This window comes from Rhizobium sp. 1399 (assembly GCF_031455475.1).
In the GTDB taxonomy this organism is placed as follows: domain Bacteria; phylum Pseudomonadota; class Alphaproteobacteria; order Rhizobiales; family Rhizobiaceae; genus Rhizobium.
This window is the reverse complement of the sequence record NZ_JAVDSU010000009.1, coordinates 140,992-158,414: the sequence shown is the minus strand read 5'-3', so window position 1 is coordinate 158,414 and position 17,423 is coordinate 140,992. Positions and strand designations below refer to the sequence as shown.

The 17,423-nt window shown below is 61.1% G+C and carries 17 protein-coding genes and 1 pseudogene; 13 read left to right on the top strand and 5 right to left on the bottom strand.

Features of this window, described 5'->3' with window-relative positions; genetic code table 11:
* Positions 1-121: 121 nt before the first annotated feature.
* The 3 genes and pseudogenes from J2X71_RS25635 to J2X71_RS25625 form a co-directional block, all read right to left on the bottom strand.
* Positions 122-403: pseudogene (locus J2X71_RS25635) on the bottom strand (transposase); the annotation flags it as partial.
* A gap of 208 nt (positions 404-611) precedes the next feature.
* Positions 612-1,016: an SMI1/KNR4 family protein gene (locus J2X71_RS25630; RefSeq protein WP_310386477.1), complete on the bottom strand. Its 405-nt coding sequence runs from the start codon at positions 1,014-1,016 to the stop codon at positions 612-614.
* A complete protein-coding gene (locus J2X71_RS25625) occupies positions 1,004-2,323 on the bottom strand; it encodes a hypothetical protein (protein WP_310386476.1) in 1,320 nt (439 codons plus the stop codon). Before J2X71_RS25625 ends, J2X71_RS25630 begins: the two co-directional genes overlap by 13 nt.
* A 227-nt stretch (positions 2,324-2,550) precedes the next feature.
* Between J2X71_RS25625 and J2X71_RS25620 the strand changes: the two genes are divergently transcribed.
* The 3 genes from J2X71_RS25620 (at position 2,551) to J2X71_RS25610 (ending at position 4,263) form a co-directional block, all read left to right on the top strand.
* Positions 2,551-2,994, top strand: a complete 444-nt coding sequence (locus J2X71_RS25620; protein WP_310386474.1) for an SRPBCC family protein — start codon at positions 2,551-2,553, stop codon at positions 2,992-2,994.
* 212 nt (positions 2,995-3,206) lie between these two features.
* Entirely contained in the window at positions 3,207-3,728 is a 522-nt protein-coding gene (locus tag J2X71_RS25615; RefSeq protein ID WP_310386473.1) for a cytochrome P460 family protein, read from the top strand.
* An 88-nt stretch (positions 3,729-3,816) separates the two neighbouring features.
* Positions 3,817-4,263 carry a DUF4952 domain-containing protein gene (locus tag J2X71_RS25610; RefSeq protein WP_310386472.1) on the top strand — a complete coding sequence of 149 codons (447 nt, stop codon included), beginning with the start codon at positions 3,817-3,819 and terminating at the stop codon, positions 4,261-4,263.
* A 50-nt stretch (positions 4,264-4,313) separates the two neighbouring features.
* On the opposite strand, the gene J2X71_RS25605 is transcribed toward J2X71_RS25610, so the two are convergent.
* Together J2X71_RS25605 and J2X71_RS25600 are read right to left on the bottom strand one after the other, a co-directional pair.
* Positions 4,314-4,820, bottom strand: coding sequence for a hypothetical protein (locus J2X71_RS25605; protein WP_310386697.1), 507 nt, complete (start codon positions 4,818-4,820; stop codon positions 4,314-4,316).
* 155 nt (positions 4,821-4,975) lie between these two features.
* Entirely contained in the window at positions 4,976-7,111 is a 2,136-nt protein-coding gene (locus J2X71_RS25600) for a M48 family metalloprotease (protein WP_310386470.1), read from the bottom strand.
* Positions 7,112-7,336: 225 nt separating this feature from the next.
* Here J2X71_RS25600 and J2X71_RS25595 point away from each other — a divergent pair, with 225 nt between their 5' ends.
* The 10 genes from J2X71_RS25595 to J2X71_RS25545 all read left to right on the top strand — a co-directional run bounded on the left by J2X71_RS25595 (position 7,337) and on the right by J2X71_RS25545 (position 17,391).
* A complete protein-coding gene (locus J2X71_RS25595) occupies positions 7,337-8,743 on the top strand; it encodes an adenylate/guanylate cyclase domain-containing protein (RefSeq protein WP_310386468.1) in 1,407 nt (468 codons plus the stop codon).
* A 72-nt stretch (positions 8,744-8,815) separates the two neighbouring features.
* Positions 8,816-9,487, top strand: a complete 672-nt coding sequence (locus J2X71_RS25590; RefSeq protein WP_310386467.1) for a VIT1/CCC1 transporter family protein — start codon at positions 8,816-8,818, stop codon at positions 9,485-9,487.
* Between the two features lie 203 nt (positions 9,488-9,690).
* Positions 9,691-10,137, top strand: a complete 447-nt coding sequence (locus J2X71_RS25585; RefSeq protein WP_310386465.1) for a DUF805 domain-containing protein — start codon at positions 9,691-9,693, stop codon at positions 10,135-10,137.
* 393 nt (positions 10,138-10,530) lie between these two features.
* Positions 10,531-10,977: a DUF805 domain-containing protein gene (locus J2X71_RS25580; RefSeq protein ID WP_310386463.1), complete on the top strand. Its 447-nt coding sequence runs from the start codon at positions 10,531-10,533 to the stop codon at positions 10,975-10,977.
* Positions 10,978-11,148: 171 nt separating this feature from the next.
* Positions 11,149-11,877: a hypothetical protein gene (locus tag J2X71_RS25570; RefSeq protein ID WP_310386694.1), complete on the top strand. Its 729-nt coding sequence runs from the start codon at positions 11,149-11,151 to the stop codon at positions 11,875-11,877.
* Positions 11,870-13,144 (top strand): hypothetical protein, encoded by a 1,275-nt coding sequence (locus J2X71_RS25565; protein ID WP_310386461.1) that lies wholly within the window; start codon positions 11,870-11,872, stop codon positions 13,142-13,144. The genes J2X71_RS25570 and J2X71_RS25565 overlap by 8 nt, the downstream gene beginning before the upstream one ends.
* Positions 13,131-14,087 (top strand): MoxR family ATPase, encoded by a 957-nt coding sequence (locus tag J2X71_RS25560; protein WP_310386459.1) that lies wholly within the window; start codon positions 13,131-13,133, stop codon positions 14,085-14,087. The genes J2X71_RS25565 and J2X71_RS25560 overlap by 14 nt, the downstream gene beginning before the upstream one ends.
* Entirely contained in the window at positions 14,088-15,395 is a 1,308-nt protein-coding gene (locus tag J2X71_RS25555) for a DUF58 domain-containing protein (RefSeq protein WP_310386457.1), read from the top strand. It begins immediately after the preceding gene.
* Positions 15,392-16,468 carry a stage II sporulation protein M gene (locus J2X71_RS25550; RefSeq protein WP_310386455.1) on the top strand — a complete coding sequence of 359 codons (1,077 nt, stop codon included), beginning with the start codon at positions 15,392-15,394 and terminating at the stop codon, positions 16,466-16,468. Before J2X71_RS25555 ends, J2X71_RS25550 begins: the two co-directional genes overlap by 4 nt.
* Positions 16,465-17,391, top strand: coding sequence for an RDD family protein (locus J2X71_RS25545; protein ID WP_310386454.1), 927 nt, complete (start codon positions 16,465-16,467; stop codon positions 17,389-17,391). Before J2X71_RS25550 ends, J2X71_RS25545 begins: the two co-directional genes overlap by 4 nt.
* The last annotated feature ends 32 nt before the right edge of the window (positions 17,392-17,423 follow it).

Below are 17,423 nucleotides of genomic sequence, written 5' to 3'. Positions count from 1 at the left end.
CGAGGCCGCTTGTGGCGCATTCCAGCCGACATCGCCTCCCTTTCACTTGTACTGCGTTCAACGTCTTTCGCGGCCCGCGCTTCTCTCCGGGATCGGCACTCAGCCCTCCCACCGTGGGGTTGCCATGCCGTTTCGCGATGTTCATGGCCCATGCCTTGAGCCAGCACCATTTCACCACACGCGTCAGCATGGTCTGCGCCGCCTCATACAGAAGCCTGCGCATCATGGCATCGCCGCATAGGGAGACATGACCGATCCGCTTGCTTTCGCCGGACTGGTTGAGCACCGGCGTGAGCCCCAATACAACTCCCACCGCTCGTGAATGACGAAACCGGCTGGGAATGTCGATGGTCGAGACATAAGCGGGCGAGACAACCGGCCCGACTCCTGGCACCGTCATCAGACGCTTGCGGTGCAGAACCTGCGTCTCCCGTCCGCCGCGGCTCTTGGGTACGAGATGGTGCTCGTCCCGCTGTTCTTTCGGAACGACCCGGCCGCAGAGCGGGCAGATATCAGGCGTCGGCGCCTCATACCAGGAGGTGACGTCTTGGTTTCTCTTTCGCGCCATCAGGCAAGATTAGCCGCAAGCCGGACCGGCAGGCAACCGGCCATTACCAGCCGTCGCCGCGCTCGATTGCCTCGATGAATTCCTCGAAAGAACGGCCGAGAACGCGCACTTCGTTCAGCCAGTCTCCGGCAAAGACGAAGGGAATGGAGACATAATCGCCCTTGACGAAGCCATAGGCCGTCGGCCCGCCATTCGAGCCGATCAGCAGCTGGTCGTCGCGAAACTCGAAGATCTCGTAGCCGTCAGCCCCGGAGAGTTCCGCCGCACTCCACAGGATCATATAGCCCTGGCCGACCTCGCCGTTGAAGCCGTTGGAGGAGGCGAGGAAGGCCTTGATCTCCGCCGGCAGGATAATCTTCAGTTTCGCCTCGCAGGCGGCGATATCGGCCGGGCTTGCGCCCGGCAACTGGCAGCCGTCTCCAAATTTCTCCAGCATCAGCAGGCCCATTCGAGCTTCATCTCCTTGAGGTCGATCTGGGCGATGCCGTCGCCGAAATTGAAGCCGCCGAAGATCTCCGAGATCTCGATGTAGAAGGGCGAGAAATCGGGATAGCCCTGCATGGGAAACATCGTGCCGCCGAGATGGGCGTGCCAGTCCTGAAAGCGCTCCAGCCCCAGTTTCTGGCCTTCCTCCGAATAGGCGGCGATATAGCCGCTGAGCTCGTTTTCGTGCCTGAATTCGCGCGCCGGCTTGCCGACATTCGGATCGTCCTCGCGCAAGGTGATCTCGATCGGCCAACCGTAATCGAGCGCTTCTGTTCCCGGCAAGTTCTTCCAGCCCCTCGGAGGCCGGGCTGCCGCCAGAAGCTCGTTGACGGCAAGTCCGCCGGGCGAAAAGACGTTCTTTGCCTGCTGCTCGGCCACCGTCCTCGGCAGGTTGAATTCGCCGAAATAATCGAGCGGCGATTTCGAGAGCCAGCCGGGAACAGGGGCGCCCTCGATTGCAGGCGGAGCGCCGAGAGGGGCCGCAAATTCCTCATCCGTCAACCAGAAGAGAGTGTAGCCGTTGTCCATGAATTCCATGTCGAAGCGGCGCGGATCGACCCGCCGCGCGCCGCCTGCTCCGGCATTCCTGCTTGCCGGCGGCGTTTCCCATTGCTCGTCGACGAAGAGCGAGATCGCTACATACTCATTGCCGAGCGTGCGATATTGCGGCGGCAATTTTACCGTGAAGGCGTGGCGAAGCGGCATGCCGTTGGTGGCGCTGATCGGCCACATCGAGGCATCGATGCCGGGCGGGCGGCCATAGCACCAGCCGTTCTCGGGTCGCCTCGCGAGATTGACGGGGTCGGCGAGCGTCAGGTCGTAGGCCTCGGTGAGATCTGGATCGGCATATTTATAGGGTCGTTCCGGATAGATCGCCGTCGGGTCCGTGAGGCTGATCATCCTGACGACATCCTCCTTGATGGCGACGCCGAGCTCCAGCGTATCCGAGAGGTTCATCTTCAGAATGGTCCAGCCATATTCCTCTCTCTCGTCGGAGATGCGCTCGGCGCCGGGATAGAGCCGATGCAGTTCGCCCGCCGGCATTCCCATCCTGACGCCATGGATTGGCCCCGGAAGATCGAAGGGGGCGCGGAAATAAACCTCGCCGAGCCTGCCATCGGCGGTGATGCGCGTGCCGAATTCCTCGATATGCAGACGGCCTTCCGCCTGGATGCCCGGCTCCTTCCAGTTCGCCCCCAAAGCCGCCTTCAGCTCCTCCACCGATACACCCGGCTGCATCGGCGCCAATCTCGCATTGTCTATCGGCATGCGCGTCCTCTCTCGCTGATAATCCCGCGCAGGAGATAGGACGGGTTGGAGACAGGGCAATGACCGCTATATCCTGCGTCGGGCACCAGGCGGTATTGGGTCCGCTTCGGGGAGCGGGGAATGACCGACACCGGGCGGAACCGAAAATTTCCGATCGCAATGTCGGATCGGCGAGATCAGGCCCGTCCTCGAGGCATTGCCAAAGTTCAATCCAAAGGAGGATCAACATGCCGAGCACGATCAAACTTCACCGCGTCCTGGCGGCCAGCCCGGACAAGGTCTATCGCGCCTTCCTGGAAGCGGACGCCGTGGCCAAGTGGCTTCCACCAAACGGCTTTACCTGCACGGTCCATCATCTGGAGCCTATTGTCGGCGGAACGCACAGGATGTCTTTCCGCAACTTCACGACCGGCCACAGCCATTCCTTCGGCGGCGAATATCTGGAACTCGTTCCCGGCCAGAGGCTTCGCTACACCGACACGTTCGACGACGCCAACCTGCCCGGCGAAATGGACGTGACCGTGACCCTGACGAAGGTTTCCGTCGGCACCGAACTCAATGTGGTGCAGGCCGGCATCCCGGATCTCATCCCGGCAGAGGCCTGCTACCTCGGCTGGCAGGAATCGCTGCGCAATCTGGCACGTCTGGTCGAGCCCGATATCCAGCAATAAGCGTCAGAACCCAAGGGGAGGCCCGGGTCTGGGAACTGCTTTCAGCCCCGGCCTTTCTGTGTTGGTGCATCCGGTCGTCCCGGGAAATGGCCTGTTCCGGCCGAAATCCAGCTGAACTATCCGGAACTGTTTCTACCATATCAAAGTATGATTTCGCCCGTCGGAATATCTGCCAGGATCGCCGCGTGGACCTGATGGCGGAGAGTATTTCGATGAAGAAGATTATCGTGGTGTCGTTGACGGTTGGTTTGGTTACCGGCTTGATCGGTTACAATGCCAGTGCGTCCGGAGAGACCGATAAGGGGCGCACCCCGGTCCTGACTGAAATGCCTGGCGGCTACCGCGACTGGCCGGTCATCGCCGTGGCGCACGAAGAGGGTAAGCTCAACGATCTCAGAGCCATCCTGGGCAACGATATTGCGATCAAAGCCTTCCGGGAAGGGGCGGCTACCTATCCTGACGGCACCATCATTGCCCGCCTGGCTTGGGACTATCACCCGTTGGAAGAAAGCAAGGAAGCCTTTGGCGCACCCCAGTCATTCGTCTCGGGGTCGCCCAAGAACGGTGTGCAGTTCATGATCAAGGACGCAAAAAAGTATGCTTCGACCGGCGGCTGGGGATATGTCGAATTTGACGACGGTAAACCCTCGAGCACCGCAATGCCCGAAGCATGCTTTTCCTGCCACTCGATCGTCAAGGATCGCGACTTCGTGTTCAGCCGATACGCACCCTGACAGGGGCATCTGTCCTGAAATTGATTATCCGCTATAAAGCATCCATGCTGCGCATAAGGGCGTCCGGGCGGCGCAGTCGAGGTTGGATATGAAGTTCGCCGCTTGTCTTTTTGCCATATGGTCGTTGTGCAACGCCTTTGCGCCGCCGCTGATGGCAGCGTCCGCTCCCATCCTGGTGACGGCGCAGGGTTGCGGCGATTTTCTGGCGCAGATGCAGAAGAAGCCCGATCATGCGGAATTTGCCGGGTGCAGCTACGCCCCGGATCGGCAGGGCAAACCGCTTGAGGCGACATATCGCGTATCCGGCCGGGATGCGGCTGCCACCGAAGCCTATCTCATCAAGACCGTGGGTTTGAACCGCCTCAAGCGCTCCTGCTGCCTATGGGATTCGCCCGCCAGCCAGTTCCGTGATTCAATGGGCCGTGACTTTTTGATCTCCATGGTCTCGGAGGAAACCATGGTTTCCAGCCGCAGCGAGTGGCACCGGATCACCGTGTTCGGGATAACGGTGGAGACGTTTACGGAAGACATGTGAGAAAGCGGCGCGAAGCGGATCGCAATCCGCAGAACCGCCTTATCGGACCGTCATTCGATCTGCATATCCAGCTGCTGTGCGATGGTTTCGTAGTGGCGGGACGAGGCTGCATTCCCTTGTTTGGCGTATAGCCCGCTGACCTCCCGCGCGGCCTTTGCGGCTGCACGGAACGCGTCCAGCCTGACCTGAGGTTCCAGTTCCGCATCGCCGCCGATATCGCCGTCCTTGAAGCCGCCGACGCGATAGCCTTCGTTGTCGATCACGCCGATGACGGGCACTCCGGCTTGCATTTCCCCGTAGAAAGCGGGGCCGGCGCGATCGCCATCGCGGCGACGCAGCATTCCCGGTCCGGAAGCCTTATTTCCCGGGCATGCGCCGGTCCAGTATGTCGGACCTGACGTAAGGGAAACAGGAGACACGAATTCGCAATGGCTGGCCGGATCCTTGGACCACGTCAGGCCACCCGCCGGTTCCTGCGCCTGCAGAGGCGGCGCGCACCACAGGGATGCGACGACCGCCAGGGTGGCTACGACCTTCAGTGAGTTTCGCTGCTGCAATTTCGTTATCTCTTTTCTCTGATCCGGAGTGACCCAGTCCAACGGCTCCAGCCAAACGTCTAGAGCATTTCCGTTTTTCCTCAAATCACGGAAATGCTCTATCTCCTTGTTTTCACAAAATTCCGCACGCGAAACCGCTGCGCACTTTGCTGACTTCACGAGAACTCGGAAAGCTCCTTCAGCGCGTGAGCCGCGTTATGGTAACGTTCGACGAGCGCGCTGAATTCCGTGGCCTTCATACCGCGGATGCCCATTGCCCCGATGGTAACGACGCGTTGTTTGCGGTCGATCTTGCTGTAAAGCGCTCGCCACTTCTTTGCGGGAAGCGAGGCAGACGGGGCCAGCCAAAGGCGCAGCGCAAACCGGCTCGAGGCAAATACCTGATGGGCGGCGACATCGGTCCAGGCAACCGGCCCGTCGAGCATAGAGGCCCGCAACTCCGCCGGCGTCAGGACCATGAGGGGTTGAGCTGCCGATTTGTGAAGATAGAGCGCGTAAAGGCCGCAGCCGATGACGCCGGCTGCGGCGATACCGGATAGCAGTGTCCTGGCGAAATAATCCTGCGCAAAGCCGAGCTCCGCCGCAAAGACCGTAACCATCACTCCGAACCCTGCAAAGATGGCTGCGACGATCGCCATCGTCCAGATCATCGGCTTGACGTTATCGTAGAGGATCGTTTCGCCCGGCGCCGCGGCGGCGAGTTCTTCGAGCGCCTGCTGGCGAGCCGTGCGCAGGTCGCGCACCTGGTCCAGGTAATCGCCGCTCAGCTGGCTGCAAAGCGCTTTCCAATCCGAAAAGAGCTCGAAGGCGAATGTGAGGCCGGCTGGTTTTGGAGCGCGCGTGGCGAGGTCAAGCAGCCGTTTGTCGACCGTGAGCCCCATTGCCTGAATGCGCTGGACGGTCGGTGGATGCGTATCGGTCGGATGCGGCTGCCGATCTTCGAGCAGGGAGACCGGATCGGACCAGCCATGGAGACGAACGAGATCCGAGGTCTTGGCAACCAGGTCAGGCTCAGGCTCCGAATTTTCCGCAGCCAGCACTCGATTGGCGACGAGGCTGAAGACGTGATCGAGGGCGGGAGGGATCAGCCCGGTCCTGATGAGGGCAGAGGCCGCGCCGACGACGGAGCTGGATCGCGCGCCGCTTCGGTCCGCATCGAACTCGCGAATGCGGCTCCAATGGTTTACCGCATGGTCGAACTGCTGGAGGGCATGAAAGCCCAGCATGGCTGCCGGATACAGGACGAAGCTGCCGCCGTCGCCACGCTGCAGAGCTGAAAGCGATCGCCAGAGGCCGGCGTAGATCGGCGTGAACCTTTGGCTGTACAGCGTGTCCTTGCCGGAAAAATGCGCCAATTCGTGACCGATGATCGCCGCGACCTCCGGCTCGTCGAGCAGGTCGAGATAGGGAGCGGGCAGGTAGAGTGTTCGCCCGCCGATGACTTTATCTTCCGGCCAAAGCCGCAGTTCGCTTTCGGTGACGAAGAAACCGTTGGTGAGACCGACGACAACGGTGTCCGGCCGCACGGCTTTCTGCCGGTCGGCGAGATCGCGGACGAAGCGGAAAAGCCCCGGTGCATCGGCTTCTTCCACCCTGCGCCCGGAAACATCCATTGGCTGGGGAGCGAACAGCGCAAAGACGTTCCTGAGACCGCGCAATGCAAGGAAGGCGCTGTAGGCGGCAAGCCCGGCCAGGCCAAGGGCCAGGACGAAAAGCTTGGCGCTGCCGGACGAGAAGTCCGCCCATAGGCCCATGCTGATCGCTTCGAATACGGCTGCGCAGACGATACCGATGCAAAATCCGATGACAAGGGCCGCAAGGACGAAAGGCAGAATGATGCGTAAGCGTCCGAAACTCCTGACCAACTGCTCCTGAGATCGCCGTGCCCTCAAGCCACTGATGGTCGCCGTGGCAAGCCCGAGGATGCCGCTGACGAATGCCAGGATCGCGCCACCGATCGTGCCCCAGGGGAGCGGCCGGCGGATCGATGAAATCTCGAGATCCTGTTCTGCCTGGTCCAGTGCCGCCTCGATCTGCGGTACGGCGACCATTGCAGAGAGCGACCTCGGCCCCGCGTCTGACTGAAACGTCAGCATGGCTCCCGGTTCGGTTTCCGCGATCTTCCTGACCTCGGCGAGCGTTGCCTTGAGGTCTTGTGCCTGTTGCTGCGACTGTGCCGCTGTCTCGGCAGCGCGCTCGGCCTGCCATAGCCCGAGACCGAAGAGCAGTGCCGGAACAAGGACCAGCCAGATCACAAGGCTCATGCTGTGAGGAATCTTGAATTTCCGCATTGTCCCTCCCTGGTCGGGTGCCCGGTCACCAATAAAGTGCCTAGGAATTATTCCCGTATCAATTGTAGGGCAAGCGGCTGAGATCAACTGACTTACAAAAATTGACGTTCGATCGAGCGCAATGCAACTTCGGGCTGTCCAGATTTCTATCAGGAGATTTCGTGATATAATTCCGCTCTGCGACGGATTATCCGCCGTAGCGTTGCGTGCACGGAGACTTGTCCCATGAGCGAAGTGGACGTTCTTTTTACCGCTTTGCGACAGGCGGCCGACCCGCGGACGGTCGAGTGCATCGAGCATGTCGTCAGGCACGGCTCGGATCGCGAGCTCAACCGCATCAATGCGCTGGCCTTCGCCAAAGCACACAATCTCGATGAAGAGAAGGTGATCGCAGCGTTTCTGCATGCAGCCCGCATCGGCGCCTTCGAGATGACCTGGAATGTGCTCTGCCCGGGATGCGGCGGCGTGCTCGATACGGGTGCCACCCTGAAAGCTGTCGACCGGGATGCCTATCATTGCGCGCTGTGTGCAGCCGGCTACGAGCCGACGCTCGACGAGATGGTCGAGGTTACCTTCACGGTCAGTCCGCGCGTGCGCAGGATAGCCGCCCACGATCCCGACCGGTTGCCGCCGCTCGAATATTACCGGCAGATCTTCTTCTCGTCCGGGGTCGACCTGCCCGATGACCTCGAAGAAAGGTTTGCGCGCATCCTGCTGGAAATGGTCGAACTGGACCCCGGCGAGCGGGCCTTCGTCTCGCTGCAGCTGCCGGCGCAATTCATCATCATCTTCGATGCGGTGACGCATTCGGCGCAGTTCATCGACGTGCAAGGCGATCCGACCGGCGAACGCCAGTCCCTCTCGATGGTCATCAGCCAGGGGCACTCGCCGAACGAAACGCTGACGCTGCGCCCCGGCCTGCTGCGGCTGACGCTGGAGAACCACACCGATCGCCGCGTACTGCCGAATGTCTGCATCGCAGGCGATGAGCTGCACGACATACTGGGCCACAGGCGGCCTTTCCTGACGGCCAAGCGCCTCCTGACGAACCAGAGCTTCCGCGACATCTACCGCACCGACACGCTCGATGTCGACCAGCGCTTGAAGATCACCAGCCTGACATTCCTCTTCACCGACTTGCGCGGCTCGACCGCGCTTTACGAGCGCGTCGGCGATCTCGCCGCTTTCGATCTGGTGCGCACGCATTTCCGGGTTCTGCACGAGATCGTCGCCACCGAGGCCGGCGCAGTCGTCAAGACCATCGGCGATGCCGTGATGGCGACCTTCCCGAGCCCGGACCGCGCGGTGGCGGCAGCACTGAGGATGCGCGAAGCGATGCTGCGGCTGAATGCCGAACGCGGCAGCGAGGATCTTCTCCTGAAGATCGGCATCCACGAGGGCCCCTGCCTTGCCGTCAGCATGAACGACCGTCAGGATTATTTCGGCCAGACCGTCAACATCGCCTCCCGCGTGCAGGGCCTTGCCGAACCGCAGGTGATCCTGACGACGGAGGCGGTCGTCGGCAATGAGCAGGTTTCGGAGATGTTGCGCGACAGCGGCATCAGCCAGGTTTCCCGCATGGAGGAACTTCAGGGCATCGGGCGGGAAGTGAGGATTTTCGCGCTGTCGTGAGGGATCGGACGTTTCGGGCCGTGCGGGCTCGCGAGCAGTGAAATAACCGCGAACGAGACAAGGGCACAGACGATGAATATATCTCCGGGTTCCATCTTCGCAGACCTCGATCCCGGCGATGCGCTCGGCGAGGTGCTTTTCGGGCTGATCATGGCGCTGACGTGGACGGTCGGTTCGCGGCTTGTGCTTGGCGAGGAAGGATTGGATGTCCGCGACCTCGTCGTTGCGACAATCGGATGCAACGTCGCCTGGGGCATCATAGACGCCGTCCTGTTCATCCTGGGGACGACATTTTACAGGAGCAGGCGTCTTCGGCTGTTTCGGCAGATCAGGGCGGCCAGGGACGAAGCCACCGCGCTCACCGTCATCGCAAAAGAGTTTCCGGTCGAAGGATCACCGCTCTCTGCAGAGGCTGCCGATGCGGAGGCGCTTTATCGCTCGATGCTTGCGCTCACGCGTCGTGCCGAGCCGGTAAAACTGTCCCTGACGAAGGCCGATCTGCGCGCTGCGGTCGCAATCTTCCTGCTGGTCTCGGCCACCGCGCTTCCCGCCGTCATCCCTTTCTTTCTGATCGACAATGCTGACCGGGCGCTGAGAGCGAGCAACCTTTTTCTGGTCGTTCTGCTGTTCGTGACGGGTTATGCATGGGCAGGTTTTTCAGGTGGCCGGCCGTTTTATGCAGGTATGGCGATGACCTGCCTTGGATTGTTTCTGGTCGCAATCGCGGTCGCCCTCGGCGGCTAAGGGATTGAATGCCTGACGCGGGGCGCGCTGATGAGAAAACTCAACGTGCAATCGTTACTTTTTCAAATCGTGCGCCCGACGCACCTGACTTATTGCAATTTCTGCGTTTGAATTGTAGCACTTTCCCATTCGTAACGACTGTCGTTCCAAGGCGATGGTGAGTCGTCACCGTGCTCGTGGCAAGCTGAAATGGGGGCATTTCAATGGGGTTTAGTGAAGCTGTTCGGACCGTCCTGAAGCAGAAATATGCAACCTTTTCCGGCCGGGCCTCCCGGTCGGAATATTGGTGGTATTATCTGTTTTATTGCCTGGTGCTGTTCGCCTTTGGGATCGTGGCCGTCGGGATTGCGGCCGCTGCCGGTGGTGAGAACGGATTTTCGTCGCTCGCCATTGGTGTCATGGTCATCGCTGGACTGTTTGTGCTTGCAACTATTCTGCCGGCATTGGCCGTTCAGGTTCGCCGCTTCCATGATCGCAACATTTCCGGCTGGTGGTATCTCGCGTTGGTGATCCTGGGGCTGGTTCCCTATGTCGGTTTGATTGCGAGCATCGCCATTTTCGTGATCAGCGTGCTTCCGGGCACTGTCGGCCCGAACAAGTTCGGCCCGGATCCGCTGCGCCCTGAAGTCAGGGCCGAGGTCTTCGCCTAGGGCGCGCCATTATAAGATAGGCTTGCCGGGGGGCGTTGTTTCCGCAACGGCCCCGTCGGCGCGTCTAGCGGTATCGTGGGTCCGAACAAATTTGGTCCTGGCTCGCGCGTCCTCTATCAAAAGCGGGTTTATTACTGACTGGCGTATGACTGACGGAGTTGTGCCTGGATTGTCTGTTCGATGGCTGCGATCTGGACGGCATTCAGGGGCTGGACGTCGGCGCGACAAAAAATCAACGCAGGATCGTCATTTCCTTGAAAAGGCTAGCGGATACAACTGCATCGTTGCAATCTCCGTGTTTGAGTTGTAGCTCTTTTCATCCGGAACGGCTTTCGTGCCAGTAGGGTGGCAAGTCACGGGCGCGTTTGCAGTATGTGGAAATGGGGGAGTTTAATGGGGTTTAAAGAAGCTGTTAGGACCGTTCTGAGAGAGAAATATGCCACCTTTTCCGGCCGGGCCTCCCGCTCGGAATATTGGTGGTTTCAGCTGTTCTTCTGGGCGGTACTGATTGTGCTTTTTGCACTGTTCGTTGCGGTCTCCGATGCGGCGCGTGGACCTGACGAATCCCTGTCAATCTCTTATGTTGTGGTCGTCGTCATGGGATTGTTTATTCTTGCAACATTCTTGCCACACACGGCCCTTCAGATTCGCTGTTTCCATGATCGCAACACATCCGGTTGGTGGTATCTCGCGGCGTTGATCTTAAGCTTCATTCCCCTTTTTGGTCGAGGCGTCATCGGCGGAATTATTGCTGTTTCGTCGTTCAAGGGCACGGAAGGTCCGAACAAGTATGGTGCTGATCCGCTTCGTCCAGAAGCCAGAGCCGAGGTCTTCGCCTGAGGGCGGGTGCACTCCTGGGATTGGGACATTCTTTGCGGGCCTTGCTGTCATCGCAATCTGTTTGCTTCCGGGCAAGGAGGGGCCGAACGAATATGGCCCGGATCCGCTACGCCCCGAGATGAGAGCGGAGGTTTTTGCCTGAGCCGCACGACCATTCGTCACGCCGGCCTGCTGGTGGCTCTATCGCTGGCCGCCTCGGCCCAATTTTCCCCTGCGCTGGCGCAGGACAGCGGTAGTCAGCAGGGCGGGAAGGGCGACCGGCCTTTCAACTCTGTCGGTAGCGAATATGCCACGCAATGCGCGCTGAATGGCGTGCGTTGCAAGCTCACCTATGGTGATGGTTCCGAAAAGCCCAAGCCTGTGCCGGATGCGACGCTTTCGCGCGACAATCGTTCGTTTTCCACGCAGGAGCCCGCCATCGGTGGTTCCGTGGCCGTCGCGCTGGTGCTTGTCGCCCTTGTCGTCATCATCGGGCTTGCAATGTTTTTCGGCAATGGCGGCGTGCTGCTCTCATCTGCGCCGCGTGACGTGAAGACGCGGCAGGGGGAGGCGCCGGAGAGCTGGCGCACATCGGATGTCGCGGGCGAGGAGCGGCCCAATGATGTCCTGCAGCGTATTGCCGCCATGGCCGATCGCCGGCAGGCGCTTGTGCTCTTGCTCCGGCACTGCTTGCTGCATGCAGCCGATGTGACGGGAACACGGCTTTTCCGCTCGGATACGGAACGGGCGGTTTTTGCCCGTCTGCCGGACACCATGCCCGACCGCGAGCGGCTGGAATATCTGCTCTCCGAGGCGGAGCTCGTTCATTATGGCGGTCGCCCACTGCAGGAAGGACACTTCGATACGCTTCTGGTCTCCGCGCGGGCCTTGCTGTCGATAGGCAGGCTCAGCCATGCGTAATGCCGGTCCGGTTGTGATCCTGCTGGTTTTGGTCGGGCTTGCGGCACTGGCGCTCTTCGGGTTGCCGCGGGACAATGATTTCGATCACTCGCCGCTCGGCAGCAGGGGGCTGCAGGTCTGGCTGGAAGCCAAGGGTATTCCCGTTATCCGCTCCGATCCGCATTTCGTCAGGGCGCGCTCAGAAATCTCCATGCGCATGCTTTTTCTGCCGATATCAGAGGGCGCGATTGCCGCACCTGCGGGAGACGAGAAAACGGCTGAGGTGTCTCCGGAAGACTGGGCCTACGAAGCGATCAACCACGAGCTTCCGACGCTGATCGTCATGCCGAAATGGCGGGGCAGCGTGTTGAGGGATGGCATTGCCGGCCAGTCGGACCTGCTGGATCTCTCCGCCATACAGGACAAACTCAATGGGGTGGAACTTTCCAGCAAGCACCTCTCGCGCAATGGGCCAGAATTCGAAGAGGCGCAAGTCGCTCTGAAACAGTTCCAGTCCATGAGGATCGCCTTGTACCAGGCGCAGACCTTCGATCGGGGAAGCCTGTCGGACGATTGCCAGGAGGTCGTCGGCATGCCGTCGGGCGCGTTGCTCGTTCATTGCGATGATAATCCCGACGTCTATCTGCTGTCGGATCCTGATCTCGTGACCAATCACGGGCTGGCTCTCGCAGACAACGCCAGCTTTGCCGTGGCTCTCTTCGAGCATTTGCGTGGCGCCGGCGAGACGCGCCCGGTCTATATCGACACATCAGGGGCGCCGCTGGATGACACGAAACCCGTGGACGAGGGGCGCACCTACGAGCGCTCCGGCGCCGATCTCAAGCGCTTCTTTGCCTATCCGCTCTCTGTCATCTGGGGAACCCTGTTCATCGTCATGGCGATCTGCTTCTGGCGCGGGTTCTGGCGTTTCGGGCCGCCGCTCAAGGATGCGTCCGGAAATATTGAGCTGTCTAAGTCTGCGGCGATCGAAGCAACCGCCCGGCTGATTCGCCTGTCGGGCAATGACGGGCGGATGGTGTCGCAGTTCGTGCTCCATCTGCTTGCGGACAAGGCGCAGTTGCTCTTCGGCCCCGGAGCCGGAAACGAGGCGGGCATAGATCGGCTGTTCAAACGCCTGGCGCGCCGCGATCATGCGGCGGCGCAGGCGTTGCATTCGTCAGCTCAGGCGCTGATTGATCGTGGACATTTGATGAAACGGGCGGATCTGCACCGCAATCTCGAGACATTCAGGAAATCGCTAGGGAGCATCGACTTTGGATCTGGGTGAATTTCGCAATCTCATTGCCGCGGTACGCGGTGAGATCGGCAAGGCGGTGCAGGGACAGGATGCGATCATCGATCTCGTCCTGATCTCGATATTCTCGGGTGGGCACTGCCTTGTCGAGGGACCGCCCGGCACGGCAAAGACGCTGCTTGCCCGCTCGGTTTCGGCCGCCATGGCGCTCGATTACCGGCGCATCCAGTTCACGCCGGACCTGATGCCCGGCGATGTGCTCGGCGTCAATCTCTTCAACTTCCAGACCAACCAGTTTCATCTCACCAAGGGGCCGGTCTTTACCGACATTCTTCTGGCCGACGAGATCAACCGCGCGCCGCCGAAAACGCAATCTGCACTGCTGCAGGCGATGAACGAGCGGATGGTGACGCTTGACGGGGTCGATTATTCGCTCGGGCCGGATTTCTTCGTGCTTGCCACACAGAACCCGATCGAGCAGCAGGGCACCTATCCGCTGCCCGAGGCGCAGCTCGATCGCTTCCTGTTCAAGCTCATCGTCGATTTTCCCGATCGCGATACGGAAATCGCAATCCTTTCCAGGCATGCGGATCAGGCGCTGAAATCGGATATCCGCAATGCCGGCATCCGTCCGCTCGTCACCAGCGAGGCGCTTGCCGAGGGCCGCGCGCTGATCGATGCGATCCATTTGGACAAGACGATCCTGACCTATATCGTCGATCTCGTGCGCGCCACGCGCTCCGATGCCGATATTCTCTACGGCGCATCGACCCGTGCGGCCGATGCGTTGGCCGCGGCCGTGCGCGTGCGGGCTGCCTTCGAGGGGCGGGATTACGGGTTGCCTGACGATGTGCAGGCGCTGCTGACGCCGGCTTTGCGCCACCGTATCGTGCTGTCGCCTTCGGCAGAGATCGACGGCCGCACGCCTGACGATGTGCTGCGCAGCCTCAGGAACCGCGTGGATGCGCCCCGGTAAATGCGGCCGTCCTCGCTCCTGATCGCGCTTGTTCTTGCCATGGCGGCGCTGACGGCCATCGTCAGCGTGTGGTGGCGCGACATGAGCATGCTACTCGTCTTCCTGTGGGTGGTGCTGGCGGTCGTCACGGCGGGCGATCTCGTCTTCTCGGCGCTGTCGGGCCGGATGGCTGTCGATGTCGATCTGCCGCCGCAGGGTTTTGTCGGCCACGCGGCCCCTTTCACTGTTGTCATCAACAAGCAGAAGGGCAAGCTGCCCGAGGGGATCGATATCCGGCTTGATACCGCGCCGGAGCTTGTCATCGGCGAGCGTCGGATGGAGCGTGCCGCTTCCGGGCCGGTGAAGGCATCCTTCGATCTGCAGCTGACGCGGCGCGGCCAGTTTTCGGTCCGTGAGCTCTGGCTGAAATGGCCGTCGCGCCTCAGTCTGATCGACAGGATCGTGCGCCTGCCGGTGGCGCGCGAGATCGCCGTTGTTCCCGATATCTCGCCGGTGCTGTCAGGAGCGATCAAGACGCAGATCCTGCCGCTGGAAGCCGGCCAGAAGGATTTGCGGCTGCGCGGCGAGGGATCGGAATTCCATCAGCTGCGGGAATTTGCCGCCGGCATGGATCCGCGCAGCATCGACTGGAAGCGCTCGGCGCGCATGCGCAATCTCGTGGTGCGCGAGATGCGGGCGGAGCGAAACCACCAGATCATTCTCTGCGTCGATTCCGGGCGGCTGATGGCCGAACAGCTCGGCGGCTTCACCAAGCTCGATCGCGCCATCAATGCGGCGCTCGCCATGTGCTGGGCAGGAGGGCTCGCGGGTGATCTCGTCGGTTTCTACAGTTTTGACAGCCGGCCGCGCCTCTTCCAGCCTGCTTTGCCGGGGCGTAGTGCCTTTGCGCGCCTGCAGACGGTCTGCGCCGATCTCAACTACGAGACCCAGGAGACCAACCATACGCTGGGTCTGACGCATCTTTCCGGCCGTCTCAAGCGGCGCTCGCTGATCGTGATATTCTCCGATTTCGTCGACAGTATCACGGCGGAGCTAATGATCGAAAATATACAGGTGCTCGCGCGGCATCATTTCATCGTTTACGTCGCTCTGCGCGATCCGATGCTGGCAAAGCTGATGGAGCCGGAAGAGACGACGCTCGATGCCATCGCCCACTCGGTCGCGGCGCGGCAGATCGTGCAGGAGCGGCGCGCCGTGATGGAAAAGCTCGCCCGTCTCGGCGTACTCTGCCTCGACAGCACGCCTGAGGCGCTGACCTCCGATCTCATTGCCCGCTACATCGAAATCAAATCCCGCGAGATGATATGACGGATCTGCGCATCGACCCCAGGATTGATAGTGGCGCGACGCTCCATGCCGGCGGGTCCAACGATCTCCTGCGCTCGGCCCGCTTCCGCTTGGAACGCGAGGCGCACTGGCGCCAGCTGGACGGACTGGTGACGCGGGCCGAAAAGGGCGGTGCGGCAGCGCTCACCTATGACGAGGTGCGCAATCTCGCCGCCGGCTACCGGCAGGCGATGAATTCGCTCAGCGTCGCGCGCGATATTTCCCTCGATCGGGCGCTGGTCGCCTATCTGGAAAGCCTCTGCGCCCGGGCCTATCTCGTCGTCTATGCGCCGCAGGAAAGCCTTGGCGGGTTGATGTCCCGCCTGCTGTTGCGCGGCATTCCGCAGGCGGTGCGCCGCTCGGCCCTGCCTCTGTTCATCGGCTTTCTGGCGCTCGTTCTCGGCGCTTTTGCCGGATACAGGCTCTGCAGCAGCGATCCGAGCTGGTTCTACACGTTCGTGCCGCCCGGAATGGCCGATCTGCGCACGCCGGATGCTTCCGCCGATTATCTGCGCTCGACGATCTATGGCAATGAGCGGCATGAGGGCGACGGGCTCGCCGCCTTTTCGGCATTTCTCTTCTCCCACAATACTGGCATTGCCGTGCTGATCTTTGCACTCGGCGTCTTCATGTCGGTGCCGAGCTTCATCCTGACCTTCTACAATGGCCTGATCCTCGGTGCGTTCTTCGCGATGTTCCGACAGAAGGGGCTGGGCTACGACGTCTTTGCCTGGCTTTCCATTCATGGCGTCACAGAGCTTGCGGCCATTTCCATCGCCTGCGCCGGCGGGGCAGGGCTCGGGCTTGCCGTGCTTCTTCCCGGCGCGCGAACGCGCGGAGATGCCTTGCGCCACCAAGCGCATGATGCGGTCAAGCTCGCGATCCTTGCGGCCCTCATGCTCGTCGTGGCTGCCTTCATCGAAGGGTTCCTGCGCCAGCTGGTACAGGACCCGATCTGGCGGCTCACCATCGGCTGGGGCATGGGTGTCTTCTGGGTCGGCTGGCTGCTGCTTGGAGGGCGCGAGAGCAAAGCTTCGCGTGGAACTGCGCAATGAGAGAGCCGAAACAGTCAAACCAGTCCGTGAGCGATGGCAAGAATGGCGAGCGCATCCAGCAGTTCATCCCTCCGGAGGGTGTTCCGATCGCGCTCGCCATTGCCTCGCTCGGAAGCCGTCTCGGCGCGCAGATCCTCGATATCATCCTCACCGCGCTCGTCATCCTCGTCTGCGCGCTTGCCATCGTCTTCACGGGGGGCTTGCCGACGAACGCGACGACGATCCTGATCATCCTCCTGGGGTTCCTGCTGCGCACCCCCTATTACGTTCTCTCGGAGCTCATCTGGAACGGGCGCACGCTCGGAAAAAGGATCACTGGTATCCGCGTCATCAACGTCGATGGACGGCGCCTGACCCCACATCAGGTGACCGCACGCAACCTGATGAAAGAGGTGGAAATCTTCACTCCCGTGGGCCTTCTCTTCACGATAGGCTCGCAGTCGGCGCTGGAAGCGTGGCTGACGGTCCTCTGGCTGCTGGCGGTGGTGATCGTTCCGCTCGCCAATCGCCGCCGGCAACGCATCGGCGACATGATCGCCGGCACGCTCGTGGTCGACAATCCGCGCTCTGTGCTGCTCTCGGACCTTGCGCTCACCGCCCCTGCCGCTCAATCATCGCAGCCGGCATTCGAATTCCTGCCCGAGCATCTCGATATCTACGGCAAATACGAGCTGCAGACGCTGGAGGACGTGCTTCGCGACACGACGAAGAAGCCGAACACCGAAGAGATCGTCAAGATCGTCCGCACCATTACCAGAAGGATCCGGTATGAGGAGCCCGTGAAGCCCGGCCAGGAGCTCACTTTCCTCAATGATTTCTACCGCGCCCAGCGCGAGCATCTGGAGAGCCTGAAGCTTTTCGGAAAGGCGCGTGAGAACAAGTATCACGAGCATACGCGGACAGAGACGAGGAAGCTTGTTTGACGGCGGAGAGTGTGGGGTTCGCCAGCTTATTG

Excerpts from the sequence above, each read along its gene's own strand:
- J2X71_RS25590 (WP_310386467.1), top strand. The coding sequence starts at position 8,816 with ATGAATATATCTCCGGGTTCCATCTTCGCAGACCTCGATCCCGGCGAT.
- J2X71_RS25585 (WP_310386465.1), top strand. The coding sequence starts at position 9,691 with ATGGGGTTTAGTGAAGCTGTTCGGACCGTCCTGAAGCAGAAATATGCA.
- J2X71_RS25625 (WP_310386476.1), bottom strand. The coding sequence starts at position 2,323 with ATGCCGATAGACAATGCGAGATTGGCGCCGATGCAGCCGGGTGTATCG.
- J2X71_RS25600 (WP_310386470.1), bottom strand. The coding sequence starts at position 7,111 with ATGCGGAAATTCAAGATTCCTCACAGCATGAGCCTTGTGATCTGGCTG.
- J2X71_RS25565 (WP_310386461.1), top strand. The coding sequence starts at position 11,870 with ATGCGTAATGCCGGTCCGGTTGTGATCCTGCTGGTTTTGGTCGGGCTT.
- J2X71_RS25630 (WP_310386477.1), bottom strand. The coding sequence starts at position 1,016 with ATGGGCCTGCTGATGCTGGAGAAATTTGGAGACGGCTGCCAGTTGCCG.
- J2X71_RS25610 (WP_310386472.1), top strand. The coding sequence starts at position 3,817 with ATGAAGTTCGCCGCTTGTCTTTTTGCCATATGGTCGTTGTGCAACGCC.
- J2X71_RS25580 (WP_310386463.1), top strand. The coding sequence starts at position 10,531 with ATGGGGTTTAAAGAAGCTGTTAGGACCGTTCTGAGAGAGAAATATGCC.
- J2X71_RS25615 (WP_310386473.1), top strand. The coding sequence starts at position 3,207 with ATGAAGAAGATTATCGTGGTGTCGTTGACGGTTGGTTTGGTTACCGGC.
- J2X71_RS25545 (WP_310386454.1), top strand. The coding sequence starts at position 16,465 with ATGAGAGAGCCGAAACAGTCAAACCAGTCCGTGAGCGATGGCAAGAAT.
- J2X71_RS25555 (WP_310386457.1), top strand. The coding sequence starts at position 14,088 with ATGCGGCCGTCCTCGCTCCTGATCGCGCTTGTTCTTGCCATGGCGGCG.
- J2X71_RS25620 (WP_310386474.1), top strand. The coding sequence starts at position 2,551 with ATGCCGAGCACGATCAAACTTCACCGCGTCCTGGCGGCCAGCCCGGAC.
- J2X71_RS25595 (WP_310386468.1), top strand. The coding sequence starts at position 7,337 with ATGAGCGAAGTGGACGTTCTTTTTACCGCTTTGCGACAGGCGGCCGAC.
- J2X71_RS25550 (WP_310386455.1), top strand. The coding sequence starts at position 15,392 with ATGACGGATCTGCGCATCGACCCCAGGATTGATAGTGGCGCGACGCTC.